Source organism: Sphingobium sp. RSMS (assembly GCF_005406185.4).
Taxonomy (GTDB): domain Bacteria; phylum Pseudomonadota; class Alphaproteobacteria; order Sphingomonadales; family Sphingomonadaceae; genus Sphingobium; species Sphingobium fuliginis.
Window position 1 is genome coordinate 3,352,116 of sequence record NZ_CM191257.1, and the last position, 13,980, is coordinate 3,366,095.

The 13,980-nt window shown below is 66.3% G+C and carries 13 protein-coding genes; 7 read left to right on the forward strand and 6 right to left on the reverse strand.

Annotation, left to right across the window (positions count from 1 at the left end):
• Positions 1–122: 122 nt before the first annotated feature.
• The 3 genes from EGM87_RS16410 to EGM87_RS16420 all read right to left on the reverse strand — a co-directional run bounded on the left by EGM87_RS16410 (position 123) and on the right by EGM87_RS16420 (position 2,493).
• Positions 123–593, reverse strand: a complete 471-nt coding sequence (locus tag EGM87_RS16410; RefSeq protein ID WP_025547327.1) for an RcnB family protein — start codon at positions 591–593, stop codon at positions 123–125.
• Positions 594–786: 193 nt separating this feature from the next.
• Positions 787–1,464 (reverse strand): prolyl hydroxylase family protein, encoded by a 678-nt coding sequence (locus tag EGM87_RS16415; RefSeq protein WP_137709562.1) that lies wholly within the window; start codon positions 1,462–1,464, stop codon positions 787–789.
• Between the two features lie 114 nt (positions 1,465–1,578).
• Positions 1,579–2,493: an RcnB family protein gene (locus tag EGM87_RS16420; RefSeq protein WP_048576442.1), complete on the reverse strand. Its 915-nt coding sequence runs from the start codon at positions 2,491–2,493 to the stop codon at positions 1,579–1,581.
• 221 nt (positions 2,494–2,714) lie between these two features.
• Between EGM87_RS16420 and EGM87_RS16425 the strand changes: the two genes are divergently transcribed.
• From EGM87_RS16425 to EGM87_RS16435, 3 genes are all read left to right on the forward strand, one after another.
• On the forward strand, positions 2,715–3,254 hold the full coding sequence (locus tag EGM87_RS16425; RefSeq protein ID WP_410483100.1) for a biliverdin-producing heme oxygenase: 540 nt from the start codon (positions 2,715–2,717) through the stop codon (positions 3,252–3,254).
• Positions 3,247–5,814 carry an HWE histidine kinase domain-containing protein gene (locus EGM87_RS16430; RefSeq protein ID WP_137709561.1) on the forward strand — a complete coding sequence of 856 codons (2,568 nt, stop codon included), beginning with the start codon at positions 3,247–3,249 and terminating at the stop codon, positions 5,812–5,814. Before EGM87_RS16425 ends, EGM87_RS16430 begins: the two co-directional genes overlap by 8 nt.
• A 94-nt stretch (positions 5,815–5,908) precedes the next feature.
• Positions 5,909–6,718: a DODA-type extradiol aromatic ring-opening family dioxygenase gene (locus tag EGM87_RS16435; protein ID WP_137709560.1), complete on the forward strand. Its 810-nt coding sequence runs from the start codon at positions 5,909–5,911 to the stop codon at positions 6,716–6,718.
• 21 nt (positions 6,719–6,739) lie between these two features.
• On the opposite strand, the gene EGM87_RS16440 is transcribed toward EGM87_RS16435, so the two are convergent.
• The 3 genes from EGM87_RS16440 to EGM87_RS16450 form a co-directional block, all read right to left on the reverse strand.
• On the reverse strand, positions 6,740–7,276 hold the full coding sequence (locus EGM87_RS16440) for a (2Fe-2S)-binding protein (RefSeq protein WP_025547336.1): 537 nt from the start codon (positions 7,274–7,276) through the stop codon (positions 6,740–6,742).
• A complete protein-coding gene (locus tag EGM87_RS16445) occupies positions 7,273–7,749 on the reverse strand; it encodes a DUF2721 domain-containing protein (RefSeq protein ID WP_025547338.1) in 477 nt (158 codons plus the stop codon). Before EGM87_RS16445 ends, EGM87_RS16440 begins: the two co-directional genes overlap by 4 nt.
• Before the next feature lie 237 nt (positions 7,750–7,986).
• Positions 7,987–9,195, reverse strand: coding sequence for an LL-diaminopimelate aminotransferase (locus EGM87_RS16450; RefSeq protein WP_025547340.1), 1,209 nt, complete (start codon positions 9,193–9,195; stop codon positions 7,987–7,989).
• A 139-nt stretch (positions 9,196–9,334) separates the two neighbouring features.
• Here EGM87_RS16450 and EGM87_RS16455 point away from each other — a divergent pair, with 139 nt between their 5' ends.
• The 4 genes from EGM87_RS16455 to EGM87_RS16470 all read left to right on the forward strand — a co-directional run bounded on the left by EGM87_RS16455 (position 9,335) and on the right by EGM87_RS16470 (position 13,863).
• Positions 9,335–11,074, forward strand: a complete 1,740-nt coding sequence (locus EGM87_RS16455) for a PHA/PHB synthase family protein (protein ID WP_137709559.1) — start codon at positions 9,335–9,337, stop codon at positions 11,072–11,074.
• Positions 11,075–11,227: 153 nt separating this feature from the next.
• Positions 11,228–12,127 carry a phasin family protein gene (locus EGM87_RS16460; RefSeq protein ID WP_137709558.1) on the forward strand — a complete coding sequence of 300 codons (900 nt, stop codon included), beginning with the start codon at positions 11,228–11,230 and terminating at the stop codon, positions 12,125–12,127.
• A gap of 330 nt (positions 12,128–12,457) precedes the next feature.
• The gene (locus EGM87_RS16465) at positions 12,458–13,288 is read left to right on the forward strand and encodes a sulfite exporter TauE/SafE family protein (RefSeq protein WP_025547343.1); all 831 of its coding nucleotides are present in this window, start codon (positions 12,458–12,460) and stop codon (positions 13,286–13,288) included.
• Positions 13,289–13,497: 209 nt separating this feature from the next.
• On the forward strand, positions 13,498–13,863 hold the full coding sequence (locus EGM87_RS16470) for a hypothetical protein (protein WP_025547345.1): 366 nt from the start codon (positions 13,498–13,500) through the stop codon (positions 13,861–13,863).
• Positions 13,864–13,980: the final 117 nt, after the last annotated feature.

Here is a 13,980-nt window from a genome sequence, read left to right on the forward strand (position 1 = left end):
CGCCCGCCCGGAAACGAGCGGCGCGGCCAAGGGGGGTAAACGGACCGGAAGCGCCATAGCGCAAAAGGAAACGGCCCCTCGGATCTTCCGGGGGCCGTTTCGTTTTTCACGCCTGGCGGCTCTTACCAGAAGAAGCCGCGATGCACTTCCATCACCCGGCCGGTCCGCACATTGACCAGCAGCACGTCGTTATAATGCCTCACCCACCGCAGGTTCGCGCCGGCGCGGGGCAGGCGATAGCGATAGGGGTCGGAAATATAGTAGCGCGAATTATAATAGTTGGGCTGAAGCCGCGCGCCGACTTCCCAGCGATTGTAGCGGAAGGGGGCCCGCCAGTTGCCGCCGCGATAGACGTCGCGGTGCGACCTGCGGTAATCGCGCCAGTCCTCGCGCAATTCCTGCCGGGCTTCGCGCACGTCCCGACGCTCCTCGCGGACGTCGCGCCGGTTGCCGTAGCGCTGCGCATCGCGCAGGTCGCGCTGTTCGTGGCGCAGCTCACGGGCGCTGTCGCGCACCTCCGCGCGGGACTGGGCCATGGCGGCCCCCGGCATGACGGTAGCGGCCATCAGGCCCAAGATGATCAATTTACGCATAGGTCTTCTCCCATTGCCTGGCGGCTGAAGTGCGGTGGGGGAGGGGAGAACTTTCCCCGGCCCGACCGGTTCCGCCGACCACGAAGACGGATATGCGCCCCGCCACCTGAACATGCCGGGAATGAAACGGTCAGGAATCAGTCATTTATGTCGCACTTTGTATCAGGGGCCGCCGGGCCCGGCGGTCCGGGGATCAGGGCGTCCAGGGCCGCTCGCGAAACCATTTGGTGACGACATATTTGGTGCCCCGCTCCACCGGGCGCGCGGCGTGCAGGCTGGATCGGTTGGGCGATCCGTCCCGCTCCATATTGTTCCACATCAGCAGCATGCCCTCCACGGGCGGGACCATGAACCCGCAATGCGGGAAATGCGTCTCCCCGCCCGCTTCCACCGGGGAGAGGTAGATCATCGCCGTCCAGCTCCGCTGTCCCCCGGTCTTCAGCATGGCCGGCCAATAACTGGCCGTCACCGGAAAATAGTCGCAATGCGCCTTATATTCCTGGCCCGGCTGGTATCGCTGCCCCTGCAGCGTCTCGCCATGTTCCGCCGCCAGGCCCATCAGCGCGCAGATGCGGTCGCTGATCCCCCCGACCAGCGGGCTCCAGGGGCTGAGGTTGCAGCTCGCGCTGGTGCGGTAATCGGCATTGGCGCTGCCGGAAAACAGGGTGGAGGGCTGCGCCCCCGCATCGATCAGCTCCCGCAGGCCCGCACATTCCTCCGCGCTCAGAAATTCCTGCCGGCCATAGATTTCAAGCTGCGGCGTATCGATCCGGCTGACCATCGGATTGCGCTCCAGCCGCGCCCGCACCGAATCCCCGATCCGCGCCCGCGCCGCGGAGGCGACCCCGCCATCGTCAACAATCTCGCTCATGCCGCTCTCCTGCCACCGGCCCGCGCCCCTGCGCAAATGAAAAGGACCTGGAACGTCGCCGTCCCAGGTCCAGTATGTCCTGAAGGCCAGTTCAGGAGCGCATGTCTTCCGGCATCACCAGAAGAAATCGTGGATCACGTCGACCACATAGCCGTCGCGTATGTCGACCAGCAGCGCGTCGTCATAATAGCGAATCCAGCGCAGCGAGCCGTAGGCCGGCGGCAGGCGGTAGGAATAGGGATCGTCGATCCAGTAGCTGTTCGAATAGAGCAGGCTGTTCAGGAAGATCCCGATGGAAAAGCGCGAATAGCCGTAGTTCCAGCCGCGCGGCGCATAATAGCGGCCGATCCGGTAGCGGTCGCCATAGCGGGAACGATAGCTGTACCAGTCATAGCGCCGGTCGTTGCGCCAGCCATTGTCCCAGCGCCTCTGTCCTTGCCACCGGGTGCGGTCGTCGAAGCGCCGTCCGTTGTTCCAGCCCGGATTGCCGCCATTCCAACGCCGGTCGTCATCGTTCCAGCGGCGGTCGTTGCGGTCGTCGCGCCGATCCCAGCCGCCCCGATCCCGGTCGTTCCGGTTCCGGTCGTTCCGGTTCCAGTCCCGGCCGTCATTGTCGCGCCGATTGTCCTGCCAGTTCTGCCGATCGCGGTCGTTTCCGCCCCAGTTGCCGCCACCCCTGTCGCCACCTCTGTCGCCACCACGGGGTGTGGTCTCGAAGCGCTGCTGGTCGCGGTTCCAGCGGGTGACCGTCGCGGGGCCGCGCTGGTCGGGCCGCGCCTCATTGCCGCGCCATTGCGGCTGGGCGACCTGCGCCGGCCGTTCCGGCCGCTGCTGCCGCATCTCGCCGCCCTGCCACTGGCGCTGCGCCTGTCCGTTGCCCTGGCCGCCACGGCCGCCTTCGGGCCGGCCCGCCCGTTCGCCGCCACGGCCGCGCCAGCCGCCATCGTCGCCCCGCTGGGCATAGGCCGGGGCGATCCCGCCCAGTACCGTCGCGGTCATCAAGCCCGCCAGCATCATTTTCCTCAACATGCCGTTCGCCTTTGTTTCACGGGGCCATTCGCCCCTCATATGTCGCTTTTAGGACTTGTGCGATGTCACGATGCTGAACTTGTCTGTCAGCGATTTGAAAGAATCCCCGGCGGCGCCTCAAAGGCTGCTTTGCGCCGAAATCCCCGGAAATGTGACCGAAGGAAGGCCAAAGCTGATCCAGATCAGTGCGCCCCCCCCGCAAAGCCCCTTAGGAATGCCGGGTGACGATAACGCCCACTGCCGGCAGCGCCCGACAGGCCCTGCGCCAAGCGACGATGGAAAGCCATCAGCGTGTCGACGACCTGTTCTCGCATTTTTCGCTGGACGATCGCCCCGGCTACGCCGCCTTCCTGAAGGCCCATGCCCGGGCGCTCGCCCCGCTGGAGCGGATGACCCGCCCCGATGCGCCGCGCCTGCCGCTGCTGACCCGGGACCTTGCGGCCCTGGGCGAACCGCAGCCCGCGCCGCTCGCTGCGCCGGCGCCCCCGTCCGATGCCTATCGCTGGGGCCTGCGCTACACGCTGGAAGGATCGCGCCTGGGCGGCGCCATGCTCGCCCGGCGCGTCGGCCCCGGCCTGCCGCGCGCCTATCTGTCCGCCGTGCATGAAAAGGGCGGCTGGGCGGATTTCCAGCGACGACTGGATGAAGCCGCGGCCGATGGGGGCCAGCCATGGATCGGCGACGCGATCCGCGGCGCGGAGGCCGCCTTCGATCTGTTCGCCGCCGCCGCCAGGGGCGAAGTGGCGCCCGTCCATGGCTGACGGCAATATCCCGGCCCAGGATTTCGCCGTCGACCTCAGCAATTGCGACCGGGAGCCGATCCATGTGCTGGGCACGGTCCAGCCCTTCGGTTTCCTGATCGCGCTGACCGCCGACTGGCTGGTGTCGCGCGTGTCGGCCAACAGCGCCGATCATATCGGCCTTTCGCCCGAACAGATGCTGGGCCGGCCGATCGGCGGCATCTTCAGCGGGGAGGCGGTCCATTCCCTGCGCAACCGCATCACCCTGCTGCGCGGCCCCGACGCGGTGGAGCGCATCTTCTCCCTCACCCTGATCGAGGGGATCGCGCCGTTCGACGTCGCCGTCCACTTCTCCGGATCGCTGGTCGTGATCGAGGCCGAACCGGCGTCCCATGACGAGATGGAGGCCAGCAGCATGGTCCGCTCCATGGTGTCGCGGCTCGGCCAGACGCAGGGCATGGCCGCCTTCCTGCGGGATGGCGCGCGGCAGGTGCGGGCGCTGACGGGCTTCGACCGGGTGATGGTCTATCGCTTTGCGGAGGGCGGCGACGGCGAAGTCGTGGCCGAAGCGCTGCGTCCCGGCATCGACAGCTTCTTCGGTCTGCATTATCCCGCGTCCGACATTCCGGCGCAGGCGCGGGCGCTCTACCTGCGCAACATCTTCCGCGTGATCGCGGACGTGCAGGCGCAGCCGGTTCCCATCGTGCCGCAGCTCGACCCCTCTGGCGCCGCGCTCGACATGTCGCTCTGCCTGACGCGGGCGGTGTCGCCCATCCATATCGAATATCTCGGCAATATGGGGGTAGGGGCCTCGCTCTCCATCTCGATCGTCGTCGAAGGGCGGCTCTGGGGCCTGTTCGCCTGCCACCATTATGGCCCCCGCCTGCCCAGCTTCGCGCAGCGCAGCGCCGCCGAACTGTTCGGCCAGATCTTCTCGATGATGCTCGAAAACCGGGAGCGCAGCGAAACCTCCGCCTATGAGGGCAAGGCGCGGCAGGTGGCCGACCGGCTGATGTCGGCGGTGGCGCAGGACCATGACCTGCTGTCCAACGCCCGCTGGCTGGGCGAGGTGATCTTCGACACCATCCCAGCCGACGGCGTCGGGGTCTATATCGACGGCCAGATGACCTTTTCCGGCCTCGCCCCGGACGAGCGCAGCTTCGCCGCCATCGTCGCCATGCTGAACCGGGCCGCCGCCGGCCAGGTCTTCACCACCGATCATCTGGCGCGCCTGCTGCCCGAATCGTCCGCCCATGCCGACCGCGCGGCGGGACTGCTCGCCATCCCGCTCTCGCGCCGCCCGCGCGACTATGTGGTGCTGTTCCGGGCGGAACAGCTCCGCTCGGTGCGCTGGGCGGGAAGCCCGGAAAAGCATATCGAATATGGCCCCAACGGCCCCCGCCTGACCCCGCGCAAGAGCTTCGAACAATGGTCGGAACTGGTGCGCGGCACCGCCGTGCCCTTCACCGCCGCCGAACTGCGCGTGGCGGAGGCGCTGCGCACCGCCCTGCTGGAAGTCATATTGCGCCTGTCCGATTCCGCCCATGATGAACGGCAGAAGGCGCATGAGAAGCAGGAATTGCTGATCGCGGAACTCAATCATCGCGTCCGCAACATCCTCTCGCTGATCCGGGGGCTGCTGTCCCAGACCCGCGACAGCGCCGAATCGGTCGACCAGTTCATCGACACGCTGGAAAGCCGCGTCCACGCCCTGGCCCGCGCCCATGACCAGATCACCGCCGACCGCTGGGCGCCCGCCCGGCTCTACGACCTGATAGAGGTGGAATCGGCCGCCTATCTGGCCGAACGGCGCGACCGGGTGAAGCTGACCGGTCCCAATGTGCTGCTCACCCCGGCCGCCTTCACGGTGCTGGCGCTGGTGATCCATGAGATGCTGACCAACGCCGCCAAATATGGCGCTCTGTCCGACAATGGCAGCGTGGCCATCGGCTGGAGGGTCGATGCCGACGGCAGCCTGCTGCTCGACTGGCGGGAAAGCGGCGGGCCCGCCGTGGTCGCGCCCACCCGCCGGGGCTTCGGATCGACCGTGATCGAACGGTCCATCCCCTATGATCTCGATGGCCGGGCGGAGGTGCATTACCGCCTTTCCGGTCTGGAGGCGCGATTCTGCATCCCCTCCGCCCATGTCGCCTCCGTCCTGCCCGACGTCGTCGGCATCGAACGCGCCAGCCCCGCCCCGGCGCCCACGCCGACGCTGCTCAAGGGGCGCAACGTCCTGCTGGTCGAAGACAATATGATCATCGCCATGGATGGCGAGGACGCGCTGCGCGACCTCGGCGCCGAAGTGATCACCGCCGCCAGCGTCAGCCGCGCGCGGGATGCGATCGCGAACCATGACGTCGATCTGGCGGTCCTGGACTTCAACCTCGGCAATGAAACCAGCCTTCCCGTGGCGGAACTGCTGGCGGAAAAGGGCGTCTCCTTCCTCTTCGCCACCGGCTATGGCGACGGGCTGGACCTGCCCGAACGCTTCGGCGACGTGACCCTGCTCAAAAAGCCCTATTCCGGCGCCACTCTGGCCCAGGCCATCGCCCCCGTGCTGGAAGAAAACGAAGCTTGAGGGCCGCCCGCCGCCGCCTTTCACGCCCCACCCGAAACAATCCGTTTCCAGCGCCCCGCTTGCGCCGCGCCCAAATCCATCCGATCTCCTGGGCATGAGACAACCGACTCTCTTCATCCCCCATGGCGGCGGCCCCTGCTTCTTCATGGACCCCAGCGACCCCGATCGCCCGCATTGCGACCCGATGTGGCAGCCGATGCAGGACTATCTGGCGGGCATCGTCGCGACCCTGCCCGAACGCCCCCGTGCGATCCTGCTGGTCTCCGGCCATTGGGAGGAAAGCCCGTTCACCGTCCATGACGGCGAAAGGCCCGGCCTGCTGTTCGACTATTACGGCTTTCCCCCGCACACATATGCGCTCCGCTGGGACGCGCCCGGCGCGCCCGCGCTCGCCCGCCGGGCCGCCAGCCTGCTGGAACAGGCGGGCTTCCCCACCGGCAGGGAGGATGCGCGCGGCTGGGACCATGGCGTCTTCATCCCGATGAAGGTCGCCCTGCCCCAGGCCGACATCCCCGTCGCCCAGCTCTCGCTCCGCGGCGATCTCGATCCCGACGCGCATCTCGCCGCAGGCCGGGCGCTCGCGCCGCTGCGCGACGAGGGCGTCCTCATCATCGGATCGGGAATGAGCTTCCACAATCTGCGCGTGCGCGGCGCACAGGCGACCCAGCCTTCGATGCTCTGGGACGAAGCCCTGACCGCCGCCGTCACCGACCCCGATCCGGCCAGCCGGGCGCAGCGCGTCGCCGCCTGGGCCGACCTGCCCCATGCCCGCTTCGCCCATCCGCGCGAGGAACATCTCCTGCCGCTGATGGTCGCCCTGGGCGCGGGCGGGGAGGATGCGGCCGTGCGCGACCACGCCAGCAATGTGCTGGGCTGGGCCGTGTCGGGCTACCGCTTCGGCTGAACGGCAGGAACGCGGATGGCCTCAGGGCTTCCGCAGCGCCGGAACCGCCTTCGCCGCTTCGTCCGGCGTGATGCCGGATGGCGGCACGGCGTCCACCACCTCCTCGCCCCGCATCACCCGTCCCGCCCGCTGGATCGCACCCCGCAACCGGGGATAGATGCCGCACCGGCAGATATTGGTGATCGCCGCGTCGATCTCCTCGTCGCCCGGATCGCTGGTCCGCCGCAGCAGCACCGACGCCGCCATGATGACGCCGGGGATGCAGTAACCGCATTGCGAGACATTGTCCGCCGCGAACACCTGTTGCAGCGGATGGCCGCGGTCGGGCGACAATCCCTCTATGGTGGTGACGAACTTGCCCTCCGTGGCGGCGATCGTCACCTGGCAGGAGCGTACGGCTTCCCCGTCTATGTCGACCGTGCAGGCGCCGCAATCGCCCGTGCCGCAGCCATATTTCGTCCCGGTCAGGTTCGATGCGTCGCGCAGCGCCCACAGCAGCGGCGTCGCCGGGTCCATGCGATATTGGACGGGCCGGTCGTTGACCGTGAACTTCGTCATCCCGCGCCCTCTTCCTCGACCTTGTGATAGAGCACCTCGTTGCGGATGTGGATGGTGCGCGAGGCGAGCCGGATTTCCTGGATGAAGGTGCCGAAGGCCGCCGCCTGCAACACCATGGCCAGGATGAAGAGGATCGCGATCGGCGTGCCCAGATGCACCCCGAACAGATTGGCCGCGAACAGCAGGATGACCACCAGACAGACGGCGCAGGCCGACGCCACCGACAGGAAGATCGCGCCGTTGACCACGCTCATCCGCCGGTCCAGCACGCGGATTTCGCTGACCATCCGGTCATGTTCCTTGCCGCGGGACGCGAGGATCTTCTCCTCCACCTTCCGCGCCCGGTCGATGATCCGCGCCAGCCGCCCGACGCAGACGTTCAGGAACGCCCCGATGCCCGCAAGCAGGAAGACGGGAGCCAAAGCGAGCTGAATAGTCTGTGCGACCTGGGAAACCTGGGGGAGTGCGATCATCGTTTCACAGCAGCGCAGCGCGAAGGAAATGGCAAGGGTTGAAATGATGGCATGGGGCTCACGCCATCATGACTTGGAGGAAACGCGCTCCTGCGGAGGCAGGAGCCCAGTTCCGCCGTCCGGGTATCACTCAACCCTCCGAACCGGGCTGCATGCGAGCCGCCTGTCCCGCTTCAGCGCCTCCGCAGGAGCGCAATCCAATATTCCTCAGGCCTATATTCCTCAGGCCTATATTTCTCAGGCAGCGCCCTTGGCCGGCGTATTGACGCCCATGGACTTCAGATAGTGCCGGATATTGCGCGCGGCCTGCCGCAGCCGCTGCTCATTCTCCACCATGGCGATGCGGACATAGCCCTCGCCATCCTCGCCATAGCCGACCCCCGGCGCGACCGCGACCTTGGCATGGGTAAGGAGCTGCTTGGAAAATTCCAGGCTCCCCATGTCCTTGAGGGCAGGGGGCAGCGGCGCCCAGGCGAACATCGACGCCTTGGGCGCGGGAATGTCCCAGCCCGCCCGGCCAAAGGCCTCCACCATCACGTCGCGGCGCTTGTGGTAGAGTTCGCGGTTCTTCTGCACGATGTCCTGCGGCCCGTTCAATGCCGCGCAGGCCGCCGCCTGGATCGGCGTGAACGCGCCATAGTCCAGATAGGACTTCACCCGCTTCAACGCCGCGATCAGTTGCCGGTTGCCCACGGCGAAGCCGATGCGCCAGCCCGCCATGGAATAGGTCTTGCTGAGCGAGGTGAACTCGACCGCGACATCCTTGGCGCCCGGCACCTGCAGGATGGAGGGCGTCGGATTGCCGTCATAATAAAGCTCGGAATAGGCAAGGTCGCTCAGCACCCAGACCTTGTTCTCCTTCGCCCAGGCGACCAGCCGCTCGTAGAAGGCGAGGTCGACCGTCTCCGCCGTCGGATTGCTGGGATAGCCCACCACGAGGATCGACGGGCGCGGCACGGTGAAGGCCATGGCCCGTTCCAGCGACTGCCAATAATGTTCGTCCGGCGTGGTCGGCACGGATCGGATGGTCGCCCCCGCGATGATGAAGCCGAACATGTGGATCGGATAGCTGGGATTGGGCGCCAGCACGACGTCGCCCGGCGCGGTGATCGCAGTGGCCAGGCTGGCGAGGCCCTCCTTCGACCCCATGGTCACGACCACCTCGGTCTCCGGGTCCAGATCGACGCCGAAACGGCGGCCATAATAATTGGCCTGCGCCCGGCGCAGCCCCGGAATCCCCATCGACTGGGAATAGCCATGCGCGCTCGGCTTCTGCGCGACCTCGCACAGCTTGGCGATGACATGGTCGGGGGGCGGCAGGTCGGGATTGCCCATGCCTAAGTCGATAATGTCCTCCCCCGCGGCGCGTGCGGCGGCCCGCATCGCGTTCACTTCGGCGATGACATAGGGCGGCAGACGCTTCATGCGGTAGAATTCTTCGGACATTGGGGCTTTCCTGAAAGCTCGCTGTAAGGAATAGTGCGTGACGCGCATTCGGCTTGTCACGATCCGGCTATAACCCGCCAGCCCGCGACACGCCAGAGAAAGCGGCGGACCGGACCATGCCAGGCGAAGGAAGGTGGCCATGAAAGCACAGGACGTCATGGAACCCCATCTCCCCACGCTGGAGGACATGCAGCAATGGACGCAGGTGCTGGGCCGGGCGCAGCAGTTGCTGCTGGAACAGGCGGCGGGCGCGACCGGGCGCACGCTGCCCTTCGATCCCGAAGCCGTGGCGCGCATCCAGACCGGCTTCGCCGACGAAGGCTTGGCGCTGTGGCAGCGTTTCCTGGATTCCGGCGGCCTGCTGCGCGACCAGCCGGAGCCGCCGCCCTCGGGCAGCCCCGCCGCCGCGCGCGACCGCCGCTTCGCCGACCCGGCCTGGACGCAGCATCCCTTCTACGACCTGATCCGGCAGAGCTATCTGCTGCTCTCCGATTATCTGATGAAGCTGGCCGACGCGGTGGACGGCGTCGATCCGAAGCAGAAGGCAAAGCTGCGCTTCGCCACCACCGGCCTGCTCGACGCCATCGCCCCCAGCAATTTCCCGCTGACCAACCCGCTGGTCGTGCAGAAGACGATCCAGAGCGGCGGCGAGAATCTGGTCAAGGGCCTCCAGCACATGCTGGCCGATCTGGAAAAGGGCCAGCTCACCCACACGGACGGCACGGCGTTCGAGCTTGGCCGCAACATCGCCTCCACGCCGGGCAAGGTGATCAGGGAAACGCCGCTCTACCAGTTGATCCACTATGCCCCGACGACGGACAAGGTGCTGGAAACGCCGCTGATCATCTTCCCGCCATGGATCAACCGCTTCTACATTCTCGACCTGTCGCCGGAAAAAAGCTTCGTCAAATGGGCCGTGGACCAGGGGATCAGCGTCTTCCTGGTGTCGTGGAAATCGGCCGACGCCTCGATGAAGGATCTGGTCTGGGACGATTATATACTGAACGGCCAGATCGACGCGATCGACACGGTGCGCGACCTGCTGGGCGTGCCCGGCGTCCACGCCATCGGCTATTGCGTCGCGGGCACCACCCTTGCCGCCACGCTGGCGCTGCTGGCGGCGCGTGGGGAGGGGGAAAAGGTCGCCAGCGCCACCTTCTTCACCGCCCAGGTCGATTTCAGCAAGGCAGGGGACCTCAGCCTGTTCGTCGATGACGAGCAGATGAAGATGGTGGAGCAGCTTTCCTCCGGCGGCTTCCTCGACGGGCGCTACATGGCCGCGACCTTCAACCTGCTGCGCGGGCGCGACCTCATCTGGAACTATGTGGTCAACAATTACCTGCTGGGGCAGGATTATCCGCCCTTCGACCTGCTCTACTGGAATGGCGACACCACCAACCTGCCGGCGCGCTGGCACAGGGATTATCTGACCCAGCTCTATCGCGACAACCTGCTGGTCCGGCCGGGCGCGATCAGTGTCGCGGGCACGCCCATCGACCTGCGCCAGGTCAGGACCCCCGCCTATGTGCAGGCAGGACGGGAAGATCATATCGCCCCGCTGGAAAGCGTGTGGAAACTGACCGAACATTTCTCCGGCCCGATCCGTTTCCTGCTGGCGGGGTCGGGGCATATAGCGGGCGTGGTGAACCCGCCCGCCGCCGGCAAATATCAATATTGGACCTGCACCGAATCGCAGCCCACCCTGGAGGCCTTCCTTGCACAGGCGAAGGAGACGAAGGGGAGCTGGTGGCCCGACTGGATCGAGTGGATTCGCGGGCAGACCCCCGCCACGGTCCCGGTGAAGGGCGCCCGCCGCCCGGGCAGGGGCCGACTCAAGGCCATTGAGGATGCGCCCGGCCGCTATGTGAAAACCCGTTAGTTCCTTCACGTGGGACAGATGGGACAGGGTTTGCGGCAGCCCGCCTCGTTGCAGCGACGGGCTGTATGAGGCATTTTTGTTGCACTGCACAAAAACACTTGCAACCGCATTTCGATCCCTATATTGTGCACTGCAACAAATGGAGGTTGGTCCATGGCCGTTACCCCAAAGCCAGTGCGTAAGAAGCCTGCCGCCAAGAAGGCGTCGTCGACCCTGTCCGCCAGTGAGGCGCTCAAGGCCGCCGAAGCTGCGATCAAGGCCCCGGCCCCGACGAAGGCGAAGCCCGCCGTCAGGAAACCGGCGCCGCCCAAGCCCGTCGCTCCAGCCCCCAGGCCGGCGCCCGTGGCGAAGGCCGATCCGGTGGCGGTGATCGCGGCGACCACGGCGGTCGACGCCGCGCCTGAGCCCGAGCTGGTGAAGGATGCGACGCCCGAACCCACCCCCGTCGCCGCGGCGCCGGCGGTGAAGACGCCGAAGTTTGAGCCGGTTGCGGAACCGACGCCGACCGAACCGGAGCTATGGAAGAGCCTGTCGTCCAAGGCCGGGCCGCTAGAGCCCATGTTGCTGCCCGCCACAGAAGGAACGAAGATGATGAACGACGTGATCGAGACCGGAAAGAAATTCGCTGAAGAAACCAAGGCCAAGCTCGAAACGGTCTATGCCGACCTGAACGAGAAGGCGAAGGTGAGCGTCGAGAAGTCGACCAAGGCGATCGAGGAGTTCAGCGACATCGCCAAGGGCAATGTCGAAGCGCTGGTCGAATCCGGCAAGATCGCGGCCAAGGGCTTTGAGACCCTGGGCCAGGAAGCCGTGGACTACAGCCGCAAGAGCTTCGAAAAGGCGACTGCCTCGTTCAAGAGCTTCTCGACCGTGAAGACGCCGACCGAATTCTTCCAGCTCCAGAGCCAGCTGCTCTCCAGCAGCTTCGACGAATTCACCAAGGAAGCGGCCAAGAGCAGCGAAGCGCTGATCAAGCTGGCCGGCGACGTGGCCTCGCCGCTGACCGCCCGCGTGACCGTGGTGACCGACAAGGTGAAGGCGCTCGCCGCCTGATCCCCCCTCGGTTTTCTGAAACAGGGAAACGGCTCCGTGATCGGGGCCGTTTTCTTTTTTGCCAAGCGCGCAGATGCCCGGTCCGGGCCCTGGAATCCACCCGCATCCTCTCCCGCTCCCCCACAATATTGCGCCTCTCCTTTGCGGGTTCCCCAACTTCGTTCGTCTTGGGAAGATGTGGGGCAGTTGATCGTCCCCGCCACTTACATTCCGCCGAAGAGAGGCATGGGTTTCCATCATGGTCGATTGCACAGCTTCCGCCGCCTTGATCCACCAGGGCATCTTCCCCCATAACGCCGCCCGCACGGCACCGGCAGGGGAGCAGCGCTGATGCACGGTGACGTGATGACCTGGCTCCTGCCGCTGGTCGCGATGCTGGGGGCGGGACTGTTCGCCGGTTTCGCGGCGGGGATTTTCGGGATCGGCGGCGGCTTCGTGGTGGTGCCTGCGCTGTTCGTGGTGCTGCCGCTGCTGGGCGGCACGCATGACGCCATCGCCCATGTCGCCATCGGCACGTCGGCGGCGACGATCATCGTGACGTCGATCCGTTCCCTCCTCGCCCATGCCAAGCGCGGCGCGGTGGAGTTCGAAGTGCTCAAGACCTGGGCGCCGTGGATCATCCTGGGCGACGGCGCGGGCGTGCTGCTGGCCGGCCATGTCGACGGACGCATCCTGACCATGATCTTCGCGATCGGCGTGTTCCTGATGTCGCTCAACTTCCTGCTGCCCAAGGTCGGCGGCAAGGTGATCAGCGACACCATGCCCTCGGGCATCGCCCGCGTCGGCATCGCCGGGGGCCTGGGCACCTTCTCCGCCCTGCTCGGCATCGGCGGCGGCACCATCGCCATCATGGTGATGACGCTGTGCGGCCGCTCGATCCACCGCGCCATCGCCACCGCGTCGGGCATCGGCACGCTCATCGCCATTCCCAGCGCCATCGGCTTCGCGCTGATCGGCCTCAAGGAAGGCGGCCTGCCCTGGGGATCGCTGGGCTATGTCAACATCCCCGCGACGCTCGCCATCGCCTCCATGTCCGTGCTCACCGCGCCGCTGGGCGTCGCCGTCGCGCACGCCATGCCCGCCGCCCCGCTCAAGAAGATCTTCGGCGTCTATCTGGTGATCATCGCCTTCGTCATGTTCCGCAACGCGATCCGCATGTGACCCGCTTCCCCTTCCCGCCCATGGCCGCTGCAAGGGCCATGGGCGGGATTTTGCCATAACCTTTTGAAATAGAGTAATTTCCGGCCGGTTTCCCTTTTCCGCCGGTCGCCGCGGGGATGCGCTTCATCCATTCTGCACAACCGTTCATGCGCAAAATCCCTTTCCTCGCACGTTGACCCTCCATCGGGACGAGGAAGAGGAGAAGAGACATGAAACGCTCGACTGTCGCCAGCGCCCTTGCCATGCTCGCCATGGCGCCGCTTTCCGCAACGGCCATGCCCCATGGCGCGATGAGCTATGAAGAAAGGCTCGCCGCGATGGAGGACGACATGACCTTGCCCGCGCCGATTGCGGGCGTGCAGAATAAATATTGGTTCAACTATCGCACCGATGTTGCGGAGGCCCGCAAGGAACTGGCCCACGACCTGCGCCACGCCACCGATGCGGAGGATGAGCGCGACGCCTGGGACGAATATCGCGCGGAACTGGCCGACGCCCGCCGCGACTATGCGAAGGAAATGCGCGAGAAGGGCTATCGCACCGGGCAGGTGCGGGTCCACGGCTCCGGTCGCTGACCATGACATGGGCTGGAGGGTGGTAGAGCCGCCGGAGCATCGTGCGCAAAACCGGTTCCCACTTTTGCGCACGATGCTCTGGAAAGGATGCGGCAGAAAGCCGGAGCGCGCTGCGTG